Below are 13,961 nucleotides of genomic sequence, written 5' to 3' on the forward strand. Positions count from 1 at the left end.
GTCAGTCCTCCAGGGCCGAGCGGAGGTCCCACAGGGTGCGCCAGGTGTGGGAACCCTGTTCCGCGCGGCGGCGGACGGCGGAGTCCCAGTAGCCGCGCAGGCAGGCGGCGTCGGCCGGCTCGTCCTTGCGGATCACGCCGAGCAGGTGGCCGGGCAGCAGACCGAGCACGTCCCGCTGCGAGGGGAAGTAGGCGGCGGCCAGGGCGAGCGAGCCGGCCACCGAGACGGCCTCCGCGGTGCTCATCACGCTGGTGGGGCGCTCCACCTCCCAGCCCTCGGTCGAGCGGCCCTCGCGCAGGTCGCGGAAGGCGGTGACCAGTGCTTCGAGGACGGCGTCGTCCACCTGGTAGGGGGCGCCGGCCCGCTCGACCGCGGCCCGGGACTGGCGGCGGACCAGCGCGGTCTCCTCGTCCAGGTCGGAGATGGGGCCGACGGTCTCGAAGTTGAACCGGCGCTTGAGCGCGGCGGACATCTCGGAGACGCCCTTGTCGCGCAGGTTGGCGGTGGCGATGAGGGCGAAGCCGGGGGCCGCGTGCAGTTGGGCGTCCGGCGTGCCGGCGAGCTCGGGGACGGCGACCCGGCGCTCGGAGAGCAGGGAGACCAGGGCGTCCTGCACCTCGGGCAGGCAGCGGGTGATCTCCTCGACCCGGGCGACGGCGCCGGTGGTCATGGCGGTGAGCACCGGGGAGGGCACCAGGGCCGCGCGGCTCGGTCCCTTGGCCAGCAGCAGGGCGTAGTTCCAGCCGTACCTGAGCTGGTCCTCGGTCGTGCCCGCGGTGCCCTGGACGGTGAGGGCGCTGGTGCCGCAGACCGCGGCGGACAGCAGCTCGGAGAGCATCGACTTGGCGGTGCCCGGCTCGCCGACGAGCAGCAGCCCGCGTTCGCCGGCGAGGGTGATGACGCAGCGTTCGACCAGCGCCCGCTCTCCCACGAACTTCCGCGTGACGACCAGCCGGCGCGGCAGCGCGGCGTCGGGCGCCTGGTCCTCGGGGAGAGTGAGGGCGCGCCCGCCGCTGCCCATCACGAAGGTGACCACGGCCCGCGGGGTGAGCCGCCAGCCGGGCGGGCGGGGTCCGCTGTCGTGCGCGGCGAGGAAGGCCAGCTCGGTGGCGAACTCGTCCTCCGGTGGCGTGATCTGCCGGGGCGGGGAGGCGGTGGGGGCGGTCATCGGCTGCCCTTCCTGGTGGCGCGGGTGATCAGCTCTTCGTAGGCGGGCGCGTCGCCGTCCCGGACGCGCGCCCAGGCGCGCTCGAACAACTCGGGGACGGGCAGGTGGGGCACGCCGTAGGTGACGGGGCGGGGCCGGTAGAGCGGCTCCTTCCAGGTCTCCACCGGAAGCAGCGGGGCCTTGTGGTCGGCCCAGCCGCCGGGCAGGAACACCCGGCGGCCGGCGCGGGCGCGCTGGGCGGTGACGACCAGGTCGGTGGCGGCCAGCTCGGCGTTGGCCCGCCTGATCCGGGCGGGTTTCCAGCCGGTCCACCGGGCCCGATTACGGTCCGTGGGGTCGGGCAGAGCGAGCAGTTGCAGGTAGCCGGCGGCGGCGTCCTCACTCAGGCCGAGCCGGGCGGCGACCTCGGCGACGAGTTCGGGGACGCTGCGCGACGGGTCCTGGGCGTATCCCTCGGCGCCCGGCGCGCCAGCTCGCACCGCTCGCTCGAGCTCGGGGCCGAGGACGGCGCGCAGCGCGTCGAGCGGGCGGCTGCTCCGGGCGCCGACGAGGCCCTCGACGAGGCCGAGCGTCGGGTCGTCGGGGCCGGTCAGGCCGGCCGGGCGCAGCCAGGTGGCCTCGGTGGCGCCGTACCAGGGGAAGACGACGAGCGCCTCGCCGATCCTGACCAGACTGTCCGCGCCGGCGCCGCCGGCCTCTGGCAGGCCGTGTGCCTGCCGCAGCCGCTTGGCGGTCGAGCCGCCGGCCTCGGCCCATTCGATGCCGATGTCGAGGACGAGTCCGGGGTCGGCGAGCCGGCGGCGCAGGCCGTCGAGCGCGCCCGGCAGGGCGGCTCGCAGCGGGTGACCGAGCGGCAGGCCGTAGGCCAGGGTGGCGAGCGCGGTGACGGCGGAGGCGAGCTCGTGCTCGTCGGGCACCGCCTCCGGGTCGTCGGCGCGCAGCCGGTTGTCCTGGAGCCGCTGGGTGGTGGTGGCGCGGAGCCAGGGGGTGTGGTCGGGGTTGAGCACGGCCGTGGCGGCGCGCGGGTCGAGGCCGAGTTCGGCGATCGCCTCCTCGGGCACCAGGTGGTGGCCGCCGAAGTGGCTCCGCCAGGCGCTCGCCGCGGCGGCGGTGGCCGGGCCTTCGGCCCAGGCGGTGGCCGGTTCCCGGGGCAGCAGGGCGCCGACCACGGTGGACGTGCCCCGGGTGCCGAGGGCGCCGAGCAGCTCCGCCGCGGCCTCCGCCTGCCGGGGCTTGAGGCCGAGCAGCGTCAGCGTCTCGCCGGCGGGTTGGCTGGGCAGGCCGGCCAGCAGCAGGGTGGCCTGGGCGTGGCCGAGCCCGGTGGCGGCGGCCAGGGCGGCGGCAGGCTCGGGGCGCCAGGCCACCGGTCCTTGCTCCCTGACCAGTCGGACCACGGCGGCGAGCTGCCGGGCCGGGGGCCGCCCGGGGAAGGCCCGCTCCTCGACGAGGGCGAGCGGCGGGACGGGCCCGAAGGCGCCGGTCGGGTCGTGGTCGAGGGCGAGCCAGTGGGTGCGGTCGGCCTCCCGGTCCTCGCGCAGCGCGCCCAGGATGACCACGGTGCGCTCGCCGTGGCGCAGCACCTGGCCGCCGCGCCGGGCGGTGACGCCCCGCTCGGCGAGCACCAGGCGGCGCAGGGCTCCCGGGCCGGCCAGCGGCCCCTCGGCGAGGGCGTCGAGGAGCAGCAGCAGGGTCTCGCGCTCGTCCTCGCCAAGGGCCGGTCCGGTGGCCCGGTGGGCGATGGCACGCTGGGCGGCGAGCAGCGGCGTCCAGTCGAGGGCGTGGGCGGGCGCGGTGCGCTCGTCGGTCGACCAGCCCCGGGGCAGCGGCTCGGCGCGGTACCTGACGGGCAGCGGGCGGCCCGTCGCCGGCCGGCCGGCGAGCACCTGGCCGACGGCGCGGAGCTGCTGGAGGACCGCCCAGGAGCTCGCTCCGGCGTAGGGCACCCGGACCGCGGGGGTGACCAGGCCTTCCACGGCCCGCAGCAGGCTGGCGTTGTCGCCGTGGCGCGGCCGGTACTCCTCGAACATGGCCGTGTCCGCCGGCTCTGCGTCCTGGGTCGCGCGGTCGGCGAGCCGGGCCGCGGAGGCGGCGATCCCGGCCGCCACGCCGGCGATGCCGGTCACGCCGCGCAGCAGTGCCTGGTCCGTGATCTCGGGCAGTTCCCGGGCGACGGCGGCGGCGAGGGCCCGCTCCTCGGCGCAGCGCCGCTCGGCCACGGGCAGCTCGTCGCCCGCTTCGAGGGCGGCGAGCTGGATCGCGCGCTGCTCGGCGGTGGCCGCCGCGACGGCCGCGACCAGCCGCTCGGCGGCCTCGTCGGTCAGGGCGCGCAGGGCCCGGGAGCCCGCCGCGTCGCGGGGGCGCAGCAGGTGCCAGAACGGGGCGGGCGGCACCAGCGGGGTGCCGGCGGCGAACGCGCCGCCTGGCTGGCCGAGGGTGGCGCTGCCCAGCGCGCCGCGGACCGGGTGGGCGCCGTCCTCGAAGAGGGTGAGGTCGCCGCCGTGGACCGCGAGCACCGGTGCGGCGCCGCCCGGCAGCCGGGGCGCGCCGACCGGTATCTGCCGGCGGCCACCGCCGGCGAGGGTCACGGTGCGGCCGTCGGGGGTGCCGGCCCTGAGGACCAGGCCGTCCTCCCCCTCGGCGCGCACCCACCAGCCGAGCTGGCGGCCGTCGGTGCCGAGCGGTGTGTCGGCGAGGGCGGGGGGCAGCGGCAGCAGCGCGCAGTGCTCGACCAGCAGTCGGGCGTCGTCGGTGACGGCGCCGGCCAGGAAGTCGGGCAGCGAGGCCCGGCCCGCGGCGCCGGTGGCCGGGTCGTACTCGTGCCAGGCCCACCGCCCGTCGCGCAGGGTGAGTGACCAGTGGCGGCCGGAGTCGTCGGCGAGGAGCGGCCGTTCCTCGGGCAGCGCGGTGTCGCCGGCGTGCAGCGGCCGGCCGCCGGTGGCGCGGCCGCCGCCGGGGAGGGCGAGGGAGACGGAGGTGTTGGGGCGGTGCCAGGCGCCGGGGCGCTCGCCGCCGAGCGTGAAGACCTCCTCGGGGCGGGCTGACCAGTAGGCGCGCTGCTCGCCGCGGTGCCACCAGGTGACCAGCAGCTCCCCGTCGACGTAGCGGAACTCGGGCCGCTGCCACTGCAGTTGGTCGGGGATGCGCAGCTCGTGCTCGAGCAGGACGCCCTCCGGGCCGACGACGACGGCGCGGCTGGCGTTGCCGACGATCAGGGCGGGCCACGCCTGGTGGACGCTGAGCTGCCGCTGCTGCCCGGCGCCGCCGGTCTCGCCGAGGAGCCGGACGGCCTCCTCCAGGGCGGGCCAGCCGAGCTCGTCGAAGATGCCGGCGCGCAGCGTGCGGGCGACGACCGGGCCCAGGCGGTGCCCCGCGATGCGGGCCACCGCCTCGGGGTTGACCTCGGCGACGGCGGTGCCGAAGGGCAGCAGCGCGTCCAGCGCGGTGCGGCCGGCGGGCAGGCCGGGCGCGGCGACGAACTCGTCGGTCCTGGCGCCGAGCCAGTCGCGCAGCACGCGACGCAGCACCGGGTGGGCGACGACGGCCGCGAGCGCCTCGCCGGAGCGCCTGCCGCCGGTCTCGCCGACGACGGTGGACAGGGCGGGGGCGAACCGGGGGTCGGCGGCGACGGCCGCCAGGTCACGGCGGTCGGCCTCGGGCGCGCCGAGCCAGCTGGTCAGGTCGAGCCTGAGCCGCGGCGGCGGGTCGGCCACCGGGAAGCCCTCGGCGAGGCAGAGGTCGAGCAGTTCGAGGTCGGTGCCGCCGCGCCAGCCGGTGGCCTGGGCGATGGTCACCGGCCGGCCGTCGGCCCGCAGCCTGGGCGCCATGCGGCGGACGAGCGCGTAGCTGGCGGGCGAGTGGCGCGGGCCACGCCACCCGCGGCTGAGGTGGGCGGCCCAGCGGGAGAGCCAGTCGGCCGCGTCCACCTCGGGCGCCGCCTCCTGGGCGGTGAGCAGGGCGTCGGCGCCGGCCTCGGCCAGCAGGCCGAGCCAGAGCGTGTCGCCCTCGTCCTCGGCGGCCAGGCTGCTGGGGATGATCTCGATCAGCCGGCGGCGGATCTCCGGGCGCTCGCGGCCGAGGGCGGCCAGTGCCTCGCGGTGCCCGGTCCAGAAGGACCGGGGCGCGCGGACGAGGGCCGGGGAGTCGAGCAGCTCGGCCAGCACGGCGCGCTCCTCGGCGGCCACGTCGAGCCCGGCCGCTCTGAGCAGCCGGCGGCTGTCCTGCGGGAAGGAGGCGTAGGGCGCCAGGCCGGCGGCGCAGCGCTCGACCGTCAGCTGCCGGAACTCGGCCCATGCCTCGGCGGCGGGCAGCCGCCGGGTGAGGTCCCTGACGTGCTCCTTGAGCTCCTTGGCGGTGAGCGCGCCGGCGAAGGCGAACTCCAGGAAGACGGCCCGCTGCCTGGCCTCGTCCACCGGCAGGCCGTGCGCCCGCTCCGCGGTGCGGGCCCGACCGAAGAACGCGGCGGCGTACCGGGGGTTCTCGGCGGCGAGGAAGGCGCGGGCCGCCTGCTCGTAGTAGGTGGGCAGGAAGTGCGGCACGGAGCGGGCGAGGCGCTCGCCGAGCTCCTCGAAGCCGTCCCTGGCGTGGCCGGCGCGCGGCCCGGCGAGCCGGGCGAGCCGCTCGATGTCGCGGACCAGGGCCAGGGCGTGGTGGCCGTTGGCCGGGTCGTTGACCAGGGCCCAGGCGGGGAAGCCGAGGGTCTCGCGGCGGACCTGGCCGACGACGGGGGCCTCGCCGTCGCGACGCAGGCCGAGGAAGTCGAGGGCCAGGTCCTCGGCCTCGCCGAGCGTGCCCGGGACGAGGCGGACGATCCGCCGGTCGTCGAGGACGGGGTGCGTGTAGGTGCGGGCGGTCAGGCCGTCCGCGTCCGCGCCGTCGTGGCTGCCGGGCAGCAGGATCGCGCCGGCCTCCAGGTCGGTGGCGTCGCTCACTTGTCCTTCTCCTTCTCGAGGTCGCGGCCGGCGTACAGCGCGGCGGCCATGCGCATGCCCTCGGACCAGGCGACGGGGCCGACGTCCCCGAGGCGCAGGCCGCGGCCCGCCGGGTCGCTCCAGGTGAGCGGCCCCGTCTCGGTCTCCTCGTAGCCGTCGTACTCGCCGAGCCAGACCCGGGCCTCGACGGTGCGGCCGGCCTCGAAGACGGGGCAGACGGCCTGGCCGCCGCGCACCCGGTAGCCGAGGGAGGTGGCGCGGCCGATGAGGAACCGCAGTTGCTTGAACCGGCCGCCGGCGAAGGTGTCGACGCGGTCGGCGGCCGGGTCGACGCCGCCCGGCCGCCACACCTCGCGGTGCAACTGCCCGACGCCCTGCCGCAGGTCGAGCTCGGTGGCGAAGTCCCGCAGCTCGTCGAGGTCGTCGAGGAGCACCGGGTGCGGGATACGCAGGCGCTCGGGGCGGACGCGCACGGTGTCGCCGTCCAGGTCGACCAGGCCGATGCCGCGCTCGGGGTCGGCGTCCCGCAGGAAGCCGGCGACGGCGCCGCTCTCGTCGGTGACGACGAGGTCCCGCAGGGCGGCCCGCCAGGCGGTGTCGGGCCAGACGGCGACGAGCGCCGCGGCGGGCACCGGCAGGGACCTGGTCATCCAGCGCTCGACGCTGGCCAGGCACTCGCGCTCGTGCCGCGCCAGCCACTCGGTGAGCTGGCGGAGCTGGACGACGGCCGGCTCGTCGGCGATCCTGGCGGGCACGGACCTGAGCTGGCGGCCCGCCCTGTTGCGGCAGATCACGCCGCCCGAGTCGTCGAGCGCGACCTCGTAGTCGCCTGCCCGGATCCACCCCATGACCATCTCCCTGTGGTCGTGCTTACGATGATCGCGACTCTAGAAGCAGCCACTGACAGTGGCCCCTGACAGCACGGCGCCCCCGGGAGGGCGCGCCGGACGGGAGTGAGATGGGGGACGGCGCGGATGCCGGGAGACGACCGGTGCGCTGGGGGATCCTGGCGACCGGCTCGATAGCGGCGCGGTTCGCGGGCGACGCGCTGTCGCTGCCGGACGCGGATCTGGTGGCGGTGGGTTCGCGGGCGTCGGGGCCGGCGCAGGCGTTCGCCGAGCGCTTCGGGATCCCCCGGGCGTACGGGAGTTGGGCGGAGCTGGTGGCCGACCCCGAGGTGGACGCGGTGTACGTGGCGACGCCGCACAGCGCGCACCACGCGGCGGTGCGGCAGTGTCTGGAGGCCGGCCGCGCGGTGCTGTGCGAGAAGCCGTTCACGCTGAACGCGGCGGAGGCCGGGGCGCTGGTGGCGCTGGCCAGGGCGCGTGGCCTGTTCCTGATGGAGGCCATGTGGATGTACTGCAACCCGGCCATCCGCCGGATGGTGGGCCTGGTGCGGGACGGCGCGATCGGCGAGGTCCGGTCGGTGCAGGCCGACTTCGGGATCGGCGGCCCGCTCGATCCCGGGCACCGGCTGCTGGACCCGGCACTGGGTGGCGGGGCGCTGCTGGACCTCGGCGTCTACCCGGTCTCCTTCGCCCACCTGGTGCTCGGCGAGCCGGACGAGGTGGCGGCCTGGGCCCGGCTGAGCGGCGGGGTGGACACCAACACCGGCCTGGTGCTCGGCTACGACTCGGGCGCGGTCGCGACCCTCAGCTGCTCACTGGTGGCGGACACGCCACTGGTGGCCTCGGTGACCGGCTCGGCCGGCCGGATCGAGTTCCCGCGCGGCTTCTTCTTCGGCGACCGCTTCGTGCTGCACCGGCCGGGACGGGACCCGGAGGAGTTCGTCGAGCCGGGTCCCGCGGCCTCGTTCGTCCACCAGATCACGGAGGTGACCCGCTGCCTGCGGGCCGGCGAGCTGGAGTCGCCGCTGGTGCCGCTCGACGGCAGCCTGGCCGTGATGCGGACGCTGGACGCCGCCCGCGCCCGCATCGGCCTGCGCTACCCGGGCGAGGCGGCGGCCTGACCCGGCCGCCGGTCGCCACCGGCCGTCCAGCGGGAGTCGGTCACGCCCCCCGGTCGTGGCCCACCCCGCCGGAGGCGGGCTCGCGGGCCGCGACCCACTCCCGCTGGCGGGCCAGCTCGGCCTTGGCGTCGGCCAGTTGGACGGCGACCGCCGACGGCGCCGTGCCGCCGCGGGCCGAGCGGGCGGCCAGCGCGCCCGGCACGTCGAGGACCGTGCGGACCTCGGGGGTGAGGCGCGGCGAGATCTTGGCGAACTGCTCGTCCGTCAGCTGGTCGAGCTCGATGCCCTCGGCCTCGCAGACCTTGACGCACTCGCCGGCGATCTCGTGCGCGTCCCGGAACGGCACGCCCTGCTTGACCAGCCACTCGGCGATGTCGGTGGCCAGCGAGAAGCCGGCCGGCGCCAGCTCGGCCATCCGCTCCTCGTTGACCGTGAGGGTGGCCAGCATGCCGGTGAACGCCGGCATCAGCACCTCGAGTTGGTCACAGGAGTCGAAGACCGGCTCCTTGTCCTCCTGGAGGTCGCGGTTGTAGGCGAGCGGCAGCGCCTTGAGGGTGGCGAGCAGCCCGGTGAGGTTGCCGATGAGCCGCCCCGACTTGCCGCGCGCCAGCTCCGCGATGTCCGGGTTCTTCTTCTGCGGCATGATCGAGCTGCCGGTGGAGAACGCGTCGTGCAGGGTGACGAAGGAGAACTCCTTCGTGTTCCAGACGATGATCTCCTCGGCGATCCGCGAGAGGTCGACGCCGATCATCGCGGTGACGAACGCGAACTCGGCGGCGAAGTCCCGGGAGGCGGTGCCGTCGATCGAGTTGGCCACCGAGCCGCCCTCGAAGCCGAGGTCGGCCGCGACCGCCTCCGGGTCGAGACCGAGCGAGGAGCCGGCCAGCGCGCCCGCGCCGTACGGCGAGACCGCCGTGCGCGCGTCCCACTGCCGCAGCCGCTCGGCGTTCCTGGCGAGCGCCTGGACGTGCGCCAGCACGTGGTGCGCGAAGAGCACCGGCTGCGCGTGCTGGAAGTGGGTGCGGCCCGGCATCGCCGCGCTCGGGTGGGCGTCGGCGAGGCCGATCAGCGCCTCGGTCAGGTCGGCCAGGAGGCCGGCGATGATCCGGGCGTGGTCCCGCAGGTACATCCGGAAGAGCGTGGCCACCTGGTCGTTGCGCGAGCGGCCGGCGCGCAGCTTGCCGCCGAGCTCGGGGCCGAGCCGCTCGAGCAGCCCGCGCTCCAGCGCCGTGTGCACGTCCTCGTCGGCGATGGTGCCGGTGAACGAGCCGTCGGCGACGTCGGCCGCGAGCCGGTCGAGGCCGGCGAGCATGCGGTCGAGCTCGTCCCCGGTGAGCAGCCCGGCCCGGTGCAGCACCCGGGCGTGGGCGCGGGAGCCGGCGATGTCGTAGGGCGCGAGTCGCCAGTCGAAGTGGACGGAGGCGCTCAGCCGCTCCAGCGCGGCGGCCGGTCCGTCCGCGAACCGGCCGCCCCAGAGACGGACGTCCTGGCCCTGGGTCGCGTCGGTCACTGGGCCAGGTCCCGCCGGGCCGCGATCTTGCTGGACATGCCGAAGATCTCGATGAAGCCCTTGGAGAGCGACTGGTCGAAGGTGTCGCCGGTGTCGTAGGTGGCGAGGCTGAAGTCGTAGAGCGACTGGGCGGACTTCCGGCCGGTGACGACGGCCCGGCCGCCGTGCAGGGTCATCCGGATGTCGCCGCTGACGTGCTGGTTGGCCTCGGCGACGAAGCCGTCGAGGGCGCGCTTGAGCGGCGAGAACCACAGGCCGTCGTAGACCAGCTCGGACCAGCGCTGCTCGACCTGCCGCTTGTAGCGGGCCAGCTCGCGCTCGACCGTGACGTTCTCCAGCTCCTGGTGGGCGGTGATGAGCGCGATGGCGCCTGGCGCCTCGTAGACCTCGCGGGACTTGATGCCGACCAGCCGGTCCTCGACCATGTCGATCCGGCCCACGCCCTGGGCGCCGGCCCGCTCGTTGAGCTCCTGGATGGCCTGCAGGGGGGTGACGGGGCGGCCGTCGACCGCGACCGGGACGCCGTGCTCGAAGCTGATGACGACCTCGTCGGCGCTCCTGGGGGTGGCCGGGTCCTGGGTGTACTCGTAGATGTCCTCGATCGGCGCGTTCCAGATGTCCTCGAGGAAGCCGGTCTCGATGGCGCGGCCGAAGACGTTGGCGTCGATGGAGTACGGGGACTTCTTGGTGGTGGCGATCGGGAGGCCCTTGTCCTCGGCGAAGGCGATGGCCTTGTCACGGGTCATCGCGTAGTCCCGGACGGGGGCGATGCACTTCAGGTCGGGGGCGAGGGAGGTGATGCCGGCCTCGAACCTGACCTGGTCGTTCCCCTTGCCGGTGCAGCCGTGGGCGACGGTGTCGGCGCCGTGCTTGGCGGCGGCGGCCACCAGGTGCTTGACGATCAGCGGCCGGGAGAGGGCGGAGACCAGCGGGTACCGGTCCATGTACAGGGCGTTGGACCTGATCGCCGGGAGGCAGTACTCGTTGGCGAACTCGTCCTTGGCGTCCACGACCTCGGCCTCGACGGCGCCGCAGGCCAGCGCGCGCTTGCGGATGACGTCCAGGCTCTCGCCGCCCTGGCCGACGTCGACGGCGACGGCGATGACCTCCGCACCCGTCGCCTCGGCGATCCAGCCGATGCAGACAGAGGTGTCCAGGCCACCCGAGTAGGCGAGTACGACGCGCTGGGTCACGGGGGTCTCCTTCAGATGCATGCGTGGACAGGAATAAGTATGCAGGGCTTCGCATGGTTCGTCAATGCGAGCGACAAGGCTGGGCAAACCCCCCGGACGGGTAGGACATACGGGCGAACGTACGACGACTCGCGCCGACCCCGGTCATCACACGCGGGAGAACGCCCATCTCACCCATACGAGTGAATTACGAGCAGGCGAACGCGCTCCGTTGCCCCTTTGGCCTGAGCGGACCCCCTGGTCAGGGCGGTCGAACAGATCGACAACGGCGCGCGTTGTCTTCTCCCGGCGCGCGGCGGATGCGAAACGCGCCGTTCCAGCGCGCCGGGGAAAACGGCCAAGCTGACAACACGATCGTTGTCCGCCGCCTCGGCCGCCCCGGCCGTCACGGCGAGGCGGCGGGCGCGTGCGCGGGACCGTCACCGCGCGGCGGCGAGCCGCCCCTCGCACCAGTCGACCGTGCCGGGTCAGCGGACCCGGCACCGAAGCCAGCGGAGGTCCCTCATGACCACACTCCCCGAGACCGCGGACGAGCGGGCCACGGCGCTCGCCGCCCTGGGGCGCACCCGCGAGCTGCTCGACCCGGGCCTGCGCGACTGGGTCGGCCGGCTGCCGGAGCCGGTGGCCCGGGTCGCCTCCTACCACTTCGGCTGGACGGACAGCGCCGGCCGCCCCGGCGCCGCACCGGCCGGCAAGGCGCTGCGCCCGGCCCTGGTGTTCGGCTGCGCCGAGGCGATGGGCGCCCCGGCCACCGAGGCGCTGGACCCGGCGGTGGCCGTGGAGCTGGTGCACAACTTCTCGCTGCTGCACGACGACATCCTGGACGGCGACACCACCCGCAGGCACCGGGCCACGGCCTGGGCCGTCTTCGGCTCGTCGGCGGCGCTGCTCGCGGGGGACGCGCTGCTGGTCCAGGCCAGCCGGGTGCTGACCGAGGACCCGCTCGGCAGGGCGCGCACGGTCACCGGATTACGGTGGCTGGCCGAGGCCACCACGCGGCTGATCGAGGGCGAACAGGCCGACATCGGCTTCGAGGAGCGCGCGCACGTCTCGCTGGCCGAGTGCCTGGCGATGACCGAGCGCAAGACCGCGGCGCTGCTCGCCTGCGCCTGCGCTCTGGGCGCGCTGTGGGGCGGCGGCCCGCCGGAGCGGATCGAGGCACTGCGGCGGTTCGGCACCCACCTGGGCATGGCTTTCCAGCTCGTCGACGACCTGCTGGGGATCTGGGGCGACCCGAAGGTCACGGGAAAGCCGGCCGGCGCCGACCTGGCCAGCCGCAAGAAGTCCCTGCCGGTGGTCGCCGCGCTCGACTCGGGCACCCCCGCCGGGCGGCGCCTCGCCGAGCGGTACGGCGCCTCGCGGGGGCGCTCCGCCGAGGCGGAGCCGGCCGAGATCGCCGCGCTCGCCGAGCTGGTGTCCGAGGCCGGCGGCCGCGCCTGGGCGGAGGAGGCGGCGGAGCGTGAGTTCACGCAGGCCATGGAGGCCCTGCGGGCGGCCGAGCCGGCCGAGCCGGCCGCCGCCGGGCTGGCCGCGCTGGCCCGTCTCGCCTGCCGCCGCGACCACTGAGCCGACGAGAGAAGGCGGGAGCCCGCGGAGAGCCCCCGAGGAAGGAAGCGTCACCGATGGGGAAGGTACTGCTGGCCGCGCCGCGCGGCTTCTGCGCCGGCGTCGAGCGCGCGGTCGCCACCGTTGAGGAGGCGCTGTCGCGGCACGGGCCGCCGGTCTACGTGCGCCGCCAGATCGTGCACAACACGCATGTGGTCCGGGAGTTGGCGGCGCGCGGCGCGGTGTTCGTCGAGGAGCTGACCGAGGTGCCCGAGGGGGCCCTCGTGGTGTTCTCGGCGCACGGCGTGGCGCCGGCCGTGCACCGGCAGGCGGCCGAGCGCCGGCTGACGGTGGTCGACGCGGTCTGCCCGCTGGTGACCAAGGTGCACCGGGAGGCCGAGCGCTTCGCCGCGGACGGCTACGAGATCGCGCTGATCGGCCACGCCGACCACGAGGAGGTCGTCGGCACCGTCGGGCACGCCCCGGGGCGCATCCACGTCGTCGAGTCGCCGGCGGAGGCCGAGCGGCTCGACCTGCGGGATGAGACCCGGGTGGTCTGGCTCTCGCAGACCACGCTCGCGGTCGACGAGGTCGCCGAGACGGCGCGGGTGCTGCGCGAGCGCCTGCCGGCCCTGGCCGACCCGCCGGGCGACGACATCTGCTACGCCAGCCAGAACCGGCAGGACGCGGTGCGGGCCATCGCGCCGCGCTGCGACCTGCTGCTGGTGGTCGGCTCGGCCAACTCCTCCAACTCGGCGCGGCTGGTGGAGGTCGCGCTGCGCGCCGGCGCCCGGGCCGCCCGGCTGATCGACACGGCCGACGAGATCGTCGACGCGTGGTTCGAGGGCGTCTCCACGGTGGGCGTGTCGGCCGGCGCCTCGGTCCCCGAGGCGCCGGTGACGGAGCTGGTGGCGGCGCTCGCCGAGCGCGGCTACCGGGAGGTGGAGGAGGTGCCGGTGGCCCGCGAGACGCTGCGCTTCACGATGCCACGGCGGCTGGCGCCCGGCTGACGGCGCCGTGCCACCGCGAGACGGGTGCCGGCGCGCGCCGGCGTCGGCCGTCAGTCCGCGGGCTCCTCCCGCTCCCGCTCCTTCTGTTTCTGGGCGAGGCGCAGCAGATGCCCGGCGAGCGACTGCCCGCCCGCCGGGTCGCGGCTGATGAGCAGCAGGGTGTCGTCGCCCGCGATGGTGCCCAGGATGTCGTGCACCTCGGCCTGGTCGATCGCGGAGGCGAGGAACTGCGCGGCGCCGGGCGGGGTGCGCAGCACGACGAGGTTGGCGGAGGCCTCGGCCGAGATCAACAGCTCCCCGGCGAGCCGGGCGAGCCGCTCCTCCTTGGCCGACTCGCCGAGCGGCACCCGGGGGGTCCGGAAGCCGCCCTCGCTCGGCACCGCGTAGATCAGCTCCCCTCCCGCGTTGCGGATCTTCACGGCGCCGAGCTCGTCCAGGTCGCGGCTGAGCGTCGCCTGCGTGACGCTCAGCCCGTCGTCGGCGAGGAGCTTGGCCAACTGGCTCTGTGAACGCACCGGTTGACGGTTGAGAATCTCCACGATGCGCCGGTGCCGTGCGGTCCTGGTCTGGGGCACGGACGATCCCTGTGGTCCCAGAGCCTTCTGCCCGGCCGTCACGGGCTGCCGCTCGTCGGTCAT

Annotated in this window: 9 protein-coding genes; 3 read left to right on the forward strand and 6 right to left on the reverse strand. The window is 75.8% G+C overall.

The window, feature by feature from the left end; all coding sequences use genetic code 11:
- Nucleotide 1: 1 nt before the first annotated feature.
- From ACFWI8_RS05415 to ACFWI8_RS05425, 3 genes are read right to left on the reverse strand one after another with little or no spacing between them, the layout of a single operon-like run.
- Nucleotides 2–1,168 carry an AAA family ATPase gene (locus ACFWI8_RS05415; protein ID WP_387086008.1) on the reverse strand — a complete coding sequence of 389 codons (1,167 nt, stop codon included), beginning with the start codon at nucleotides 1,166–1,168 and terminating at the stop codon, nucleotides 2–4.
- Entirely contained in the window at nucleotides 1,165–6,096 is a 4,932-nt protein-coding gene (locus ACFWI8_RS05420) for a hypothetical protein (RefSeq protein ID WP_387086011.1), read from the reverse strand. Before ACFWI8_RS05420 ends, ACFWI8_RS05415 begins: the two co-directional genes overlap by 4 nt.
- Nucleotides 6,093–6,944, reverse strand: a complete 852-nt coding sequence (locus ACFWI8_RS05425) for a DUF4132 domain-containing protein (protein WP_387086014.1) — start codon at nucleotides 6,942–6,944, stop codon at nucleotides 6,093–6,095. The genes ACFWI8_RS05420 and ACFWI8_RS05425 overlap by 4 nt, the downstream gene beginning before the upstream one ends.
- Before the next feature lie 110 nt (nucleotides 6,945–7,054).
- Here ACFWI8_RS05425 and ACFWI8_RS05430 point away from each other — a divergent pair, with 110 nt between their 5' ends.
- Nucleotides 7,055–8,065: a Gfo/Idh/MocA family protein gene (locus ACFWI8_RS05430; protein WP_387086017.1), complete on the forward strand. Its 1,011-nt coding sequence runs from the start codon at nucleotides 7,055–7,057 to the stop codon at nucleotides 8,063–8,065.
- A 40-nt stretch (nucleotides 8,066–8,105) separates the two neighbouring features.
- Here the strand turns inward: ACFWI8_RS05430 and argH are convergent, their stop codons facing one another.
- Complete coding sequence (gene argH, locus ACFWI8_RS05435) at nucleotides 8,106–9,575, reverse strand: argininosuccinate lyase (RefSeq protein ID WP_387086020.1); 1,470 nt, start codon at nucleotides 9,573–9,575, stop codon at nucleotides 8,106–8,108.
- Nucleotides 9,572–10,768, reverse strand: coding sequence for an argininosuccinate synthase (locus ACFWI8_RS05440; protein WP_387086023.1), 1,197 nt, complete (start codon nucleotides 10,766–10,768; stop codon nucleotides 9,572–9,574). The genes argH and ACFWI8_RS05440 overlap by 4 nt, the downstream gene beginning before the upstream one ends.
- Before the next feature lie 504 nt (nucleotides 10,769–11,272).
- Between ACFWI8_RS05440 and ACFWI8_RS05445 the strand changes: the two genes are divergently transcribed.
- Both ACFWI8_RS05445 and ACFWI8_RS05450 read left to right on the forward strand, forming a co-directional pair.
- Nucleotides 11,273–12,334 carry a polyprenyl synthetase family protein gene (locus ACFWI8_RS05445; RefSeq protein WP_387086026.1) on the forward strand — a complete coding sequence of 354 codons (1,062 nt, stop codon included), beginning with the start codon at nucleotides 11,273–11,275 and terminating at the stop codon, nucleotides 12,332–12,334.
- Between the two features lie 56 nt (nucleotides 12,335–12,390).
- Nucleotides 12,391–13,323 (forward strand): 4-hydroxy-3-methylbut-2-enyl diphosphate reductase, encoded by a 933-nt coding sequence (locus ACFWI8_RS05450; RefSeq protein ID WP_387086029.1) that lies wholly within the window; start codon nucleotides 12,391–12,393, stop codon nucleotides 13,321–13,323.
- A 50-nt stretch (nucleotides 13,324–13,373) separates the two neighbouring features.
- Here the strand turns inward: ACFWI8_RS05450 and ACFWI8_RS05455 are convergent, their stop codons facing one another.
- A complete protein-coding gene (locus ACFWI8_RS05455) occupies nucleotides 13,374–13,961 on the reverse strand; it encodes an arginine repressor (RefSeq protein WP_387086032.1) in 588 nt (195 codons plus the stop codon).

This window comes from Streptomyces sp. NPDC127098 (assembly GCF_042722465.1).
GTDB lineage: Bacteria > Actinomycetota > Actinomycetes > Streptomycetales > Streptomycetaceae > Streptomyces > Streptomyces millisiae.

What these genes read in the sequence shown, in the direction of transcription:
- ACFWI8_RS05445 (WP_387086026.1), top strand. Translation starts at nt 11,273, where the DNA reads ATGACCACACTCCCCGAGACCGCGGACGAGCGGGCCACGGCGCTCGCC.
- ACFWI8_RS05425 (WP_387086014.1), bottom strand. Translation starts at nt 6,944, where the DNA reads ATGGGGTGGATCCGGGCAGGCGACTACGAGGTCGCGCTCGACGACTCG.
- ACFWI8_RS05455 (WP_387086032.1), bottom strand. Translation starts at nt 13,961, where the DNA reads ATGACCGACGAGCGGCAGCCCGTGACGGCCGGGCAGAAGGCTCTGGGA.
- ACFWI8_RS05415 (WP_387086008.1), bottom strand. Translation starts at nt 1,168, where the DNA reads ATGACCGCCCCCACCGCCTCCCCGCCCCGGCAGATCACGCCACCGGAG.
- ACFWI8_RS05450 (WP_387086029.1), top strand. Translation starts at nt 12,391, where the DNA reads ATGGGGAAGGTACTGCTGGCCGCGCCGCGCGGCTTCTGCGCCGGCGTC.
- ACFWI8_RS05430 (WP_387086017.1), top strand. Translation starts at nt 7,055, where the DNA reads ATGGGGGACGGCGCGGATGCCGGGAGACGACCGGTGCGCTGGGGGATC.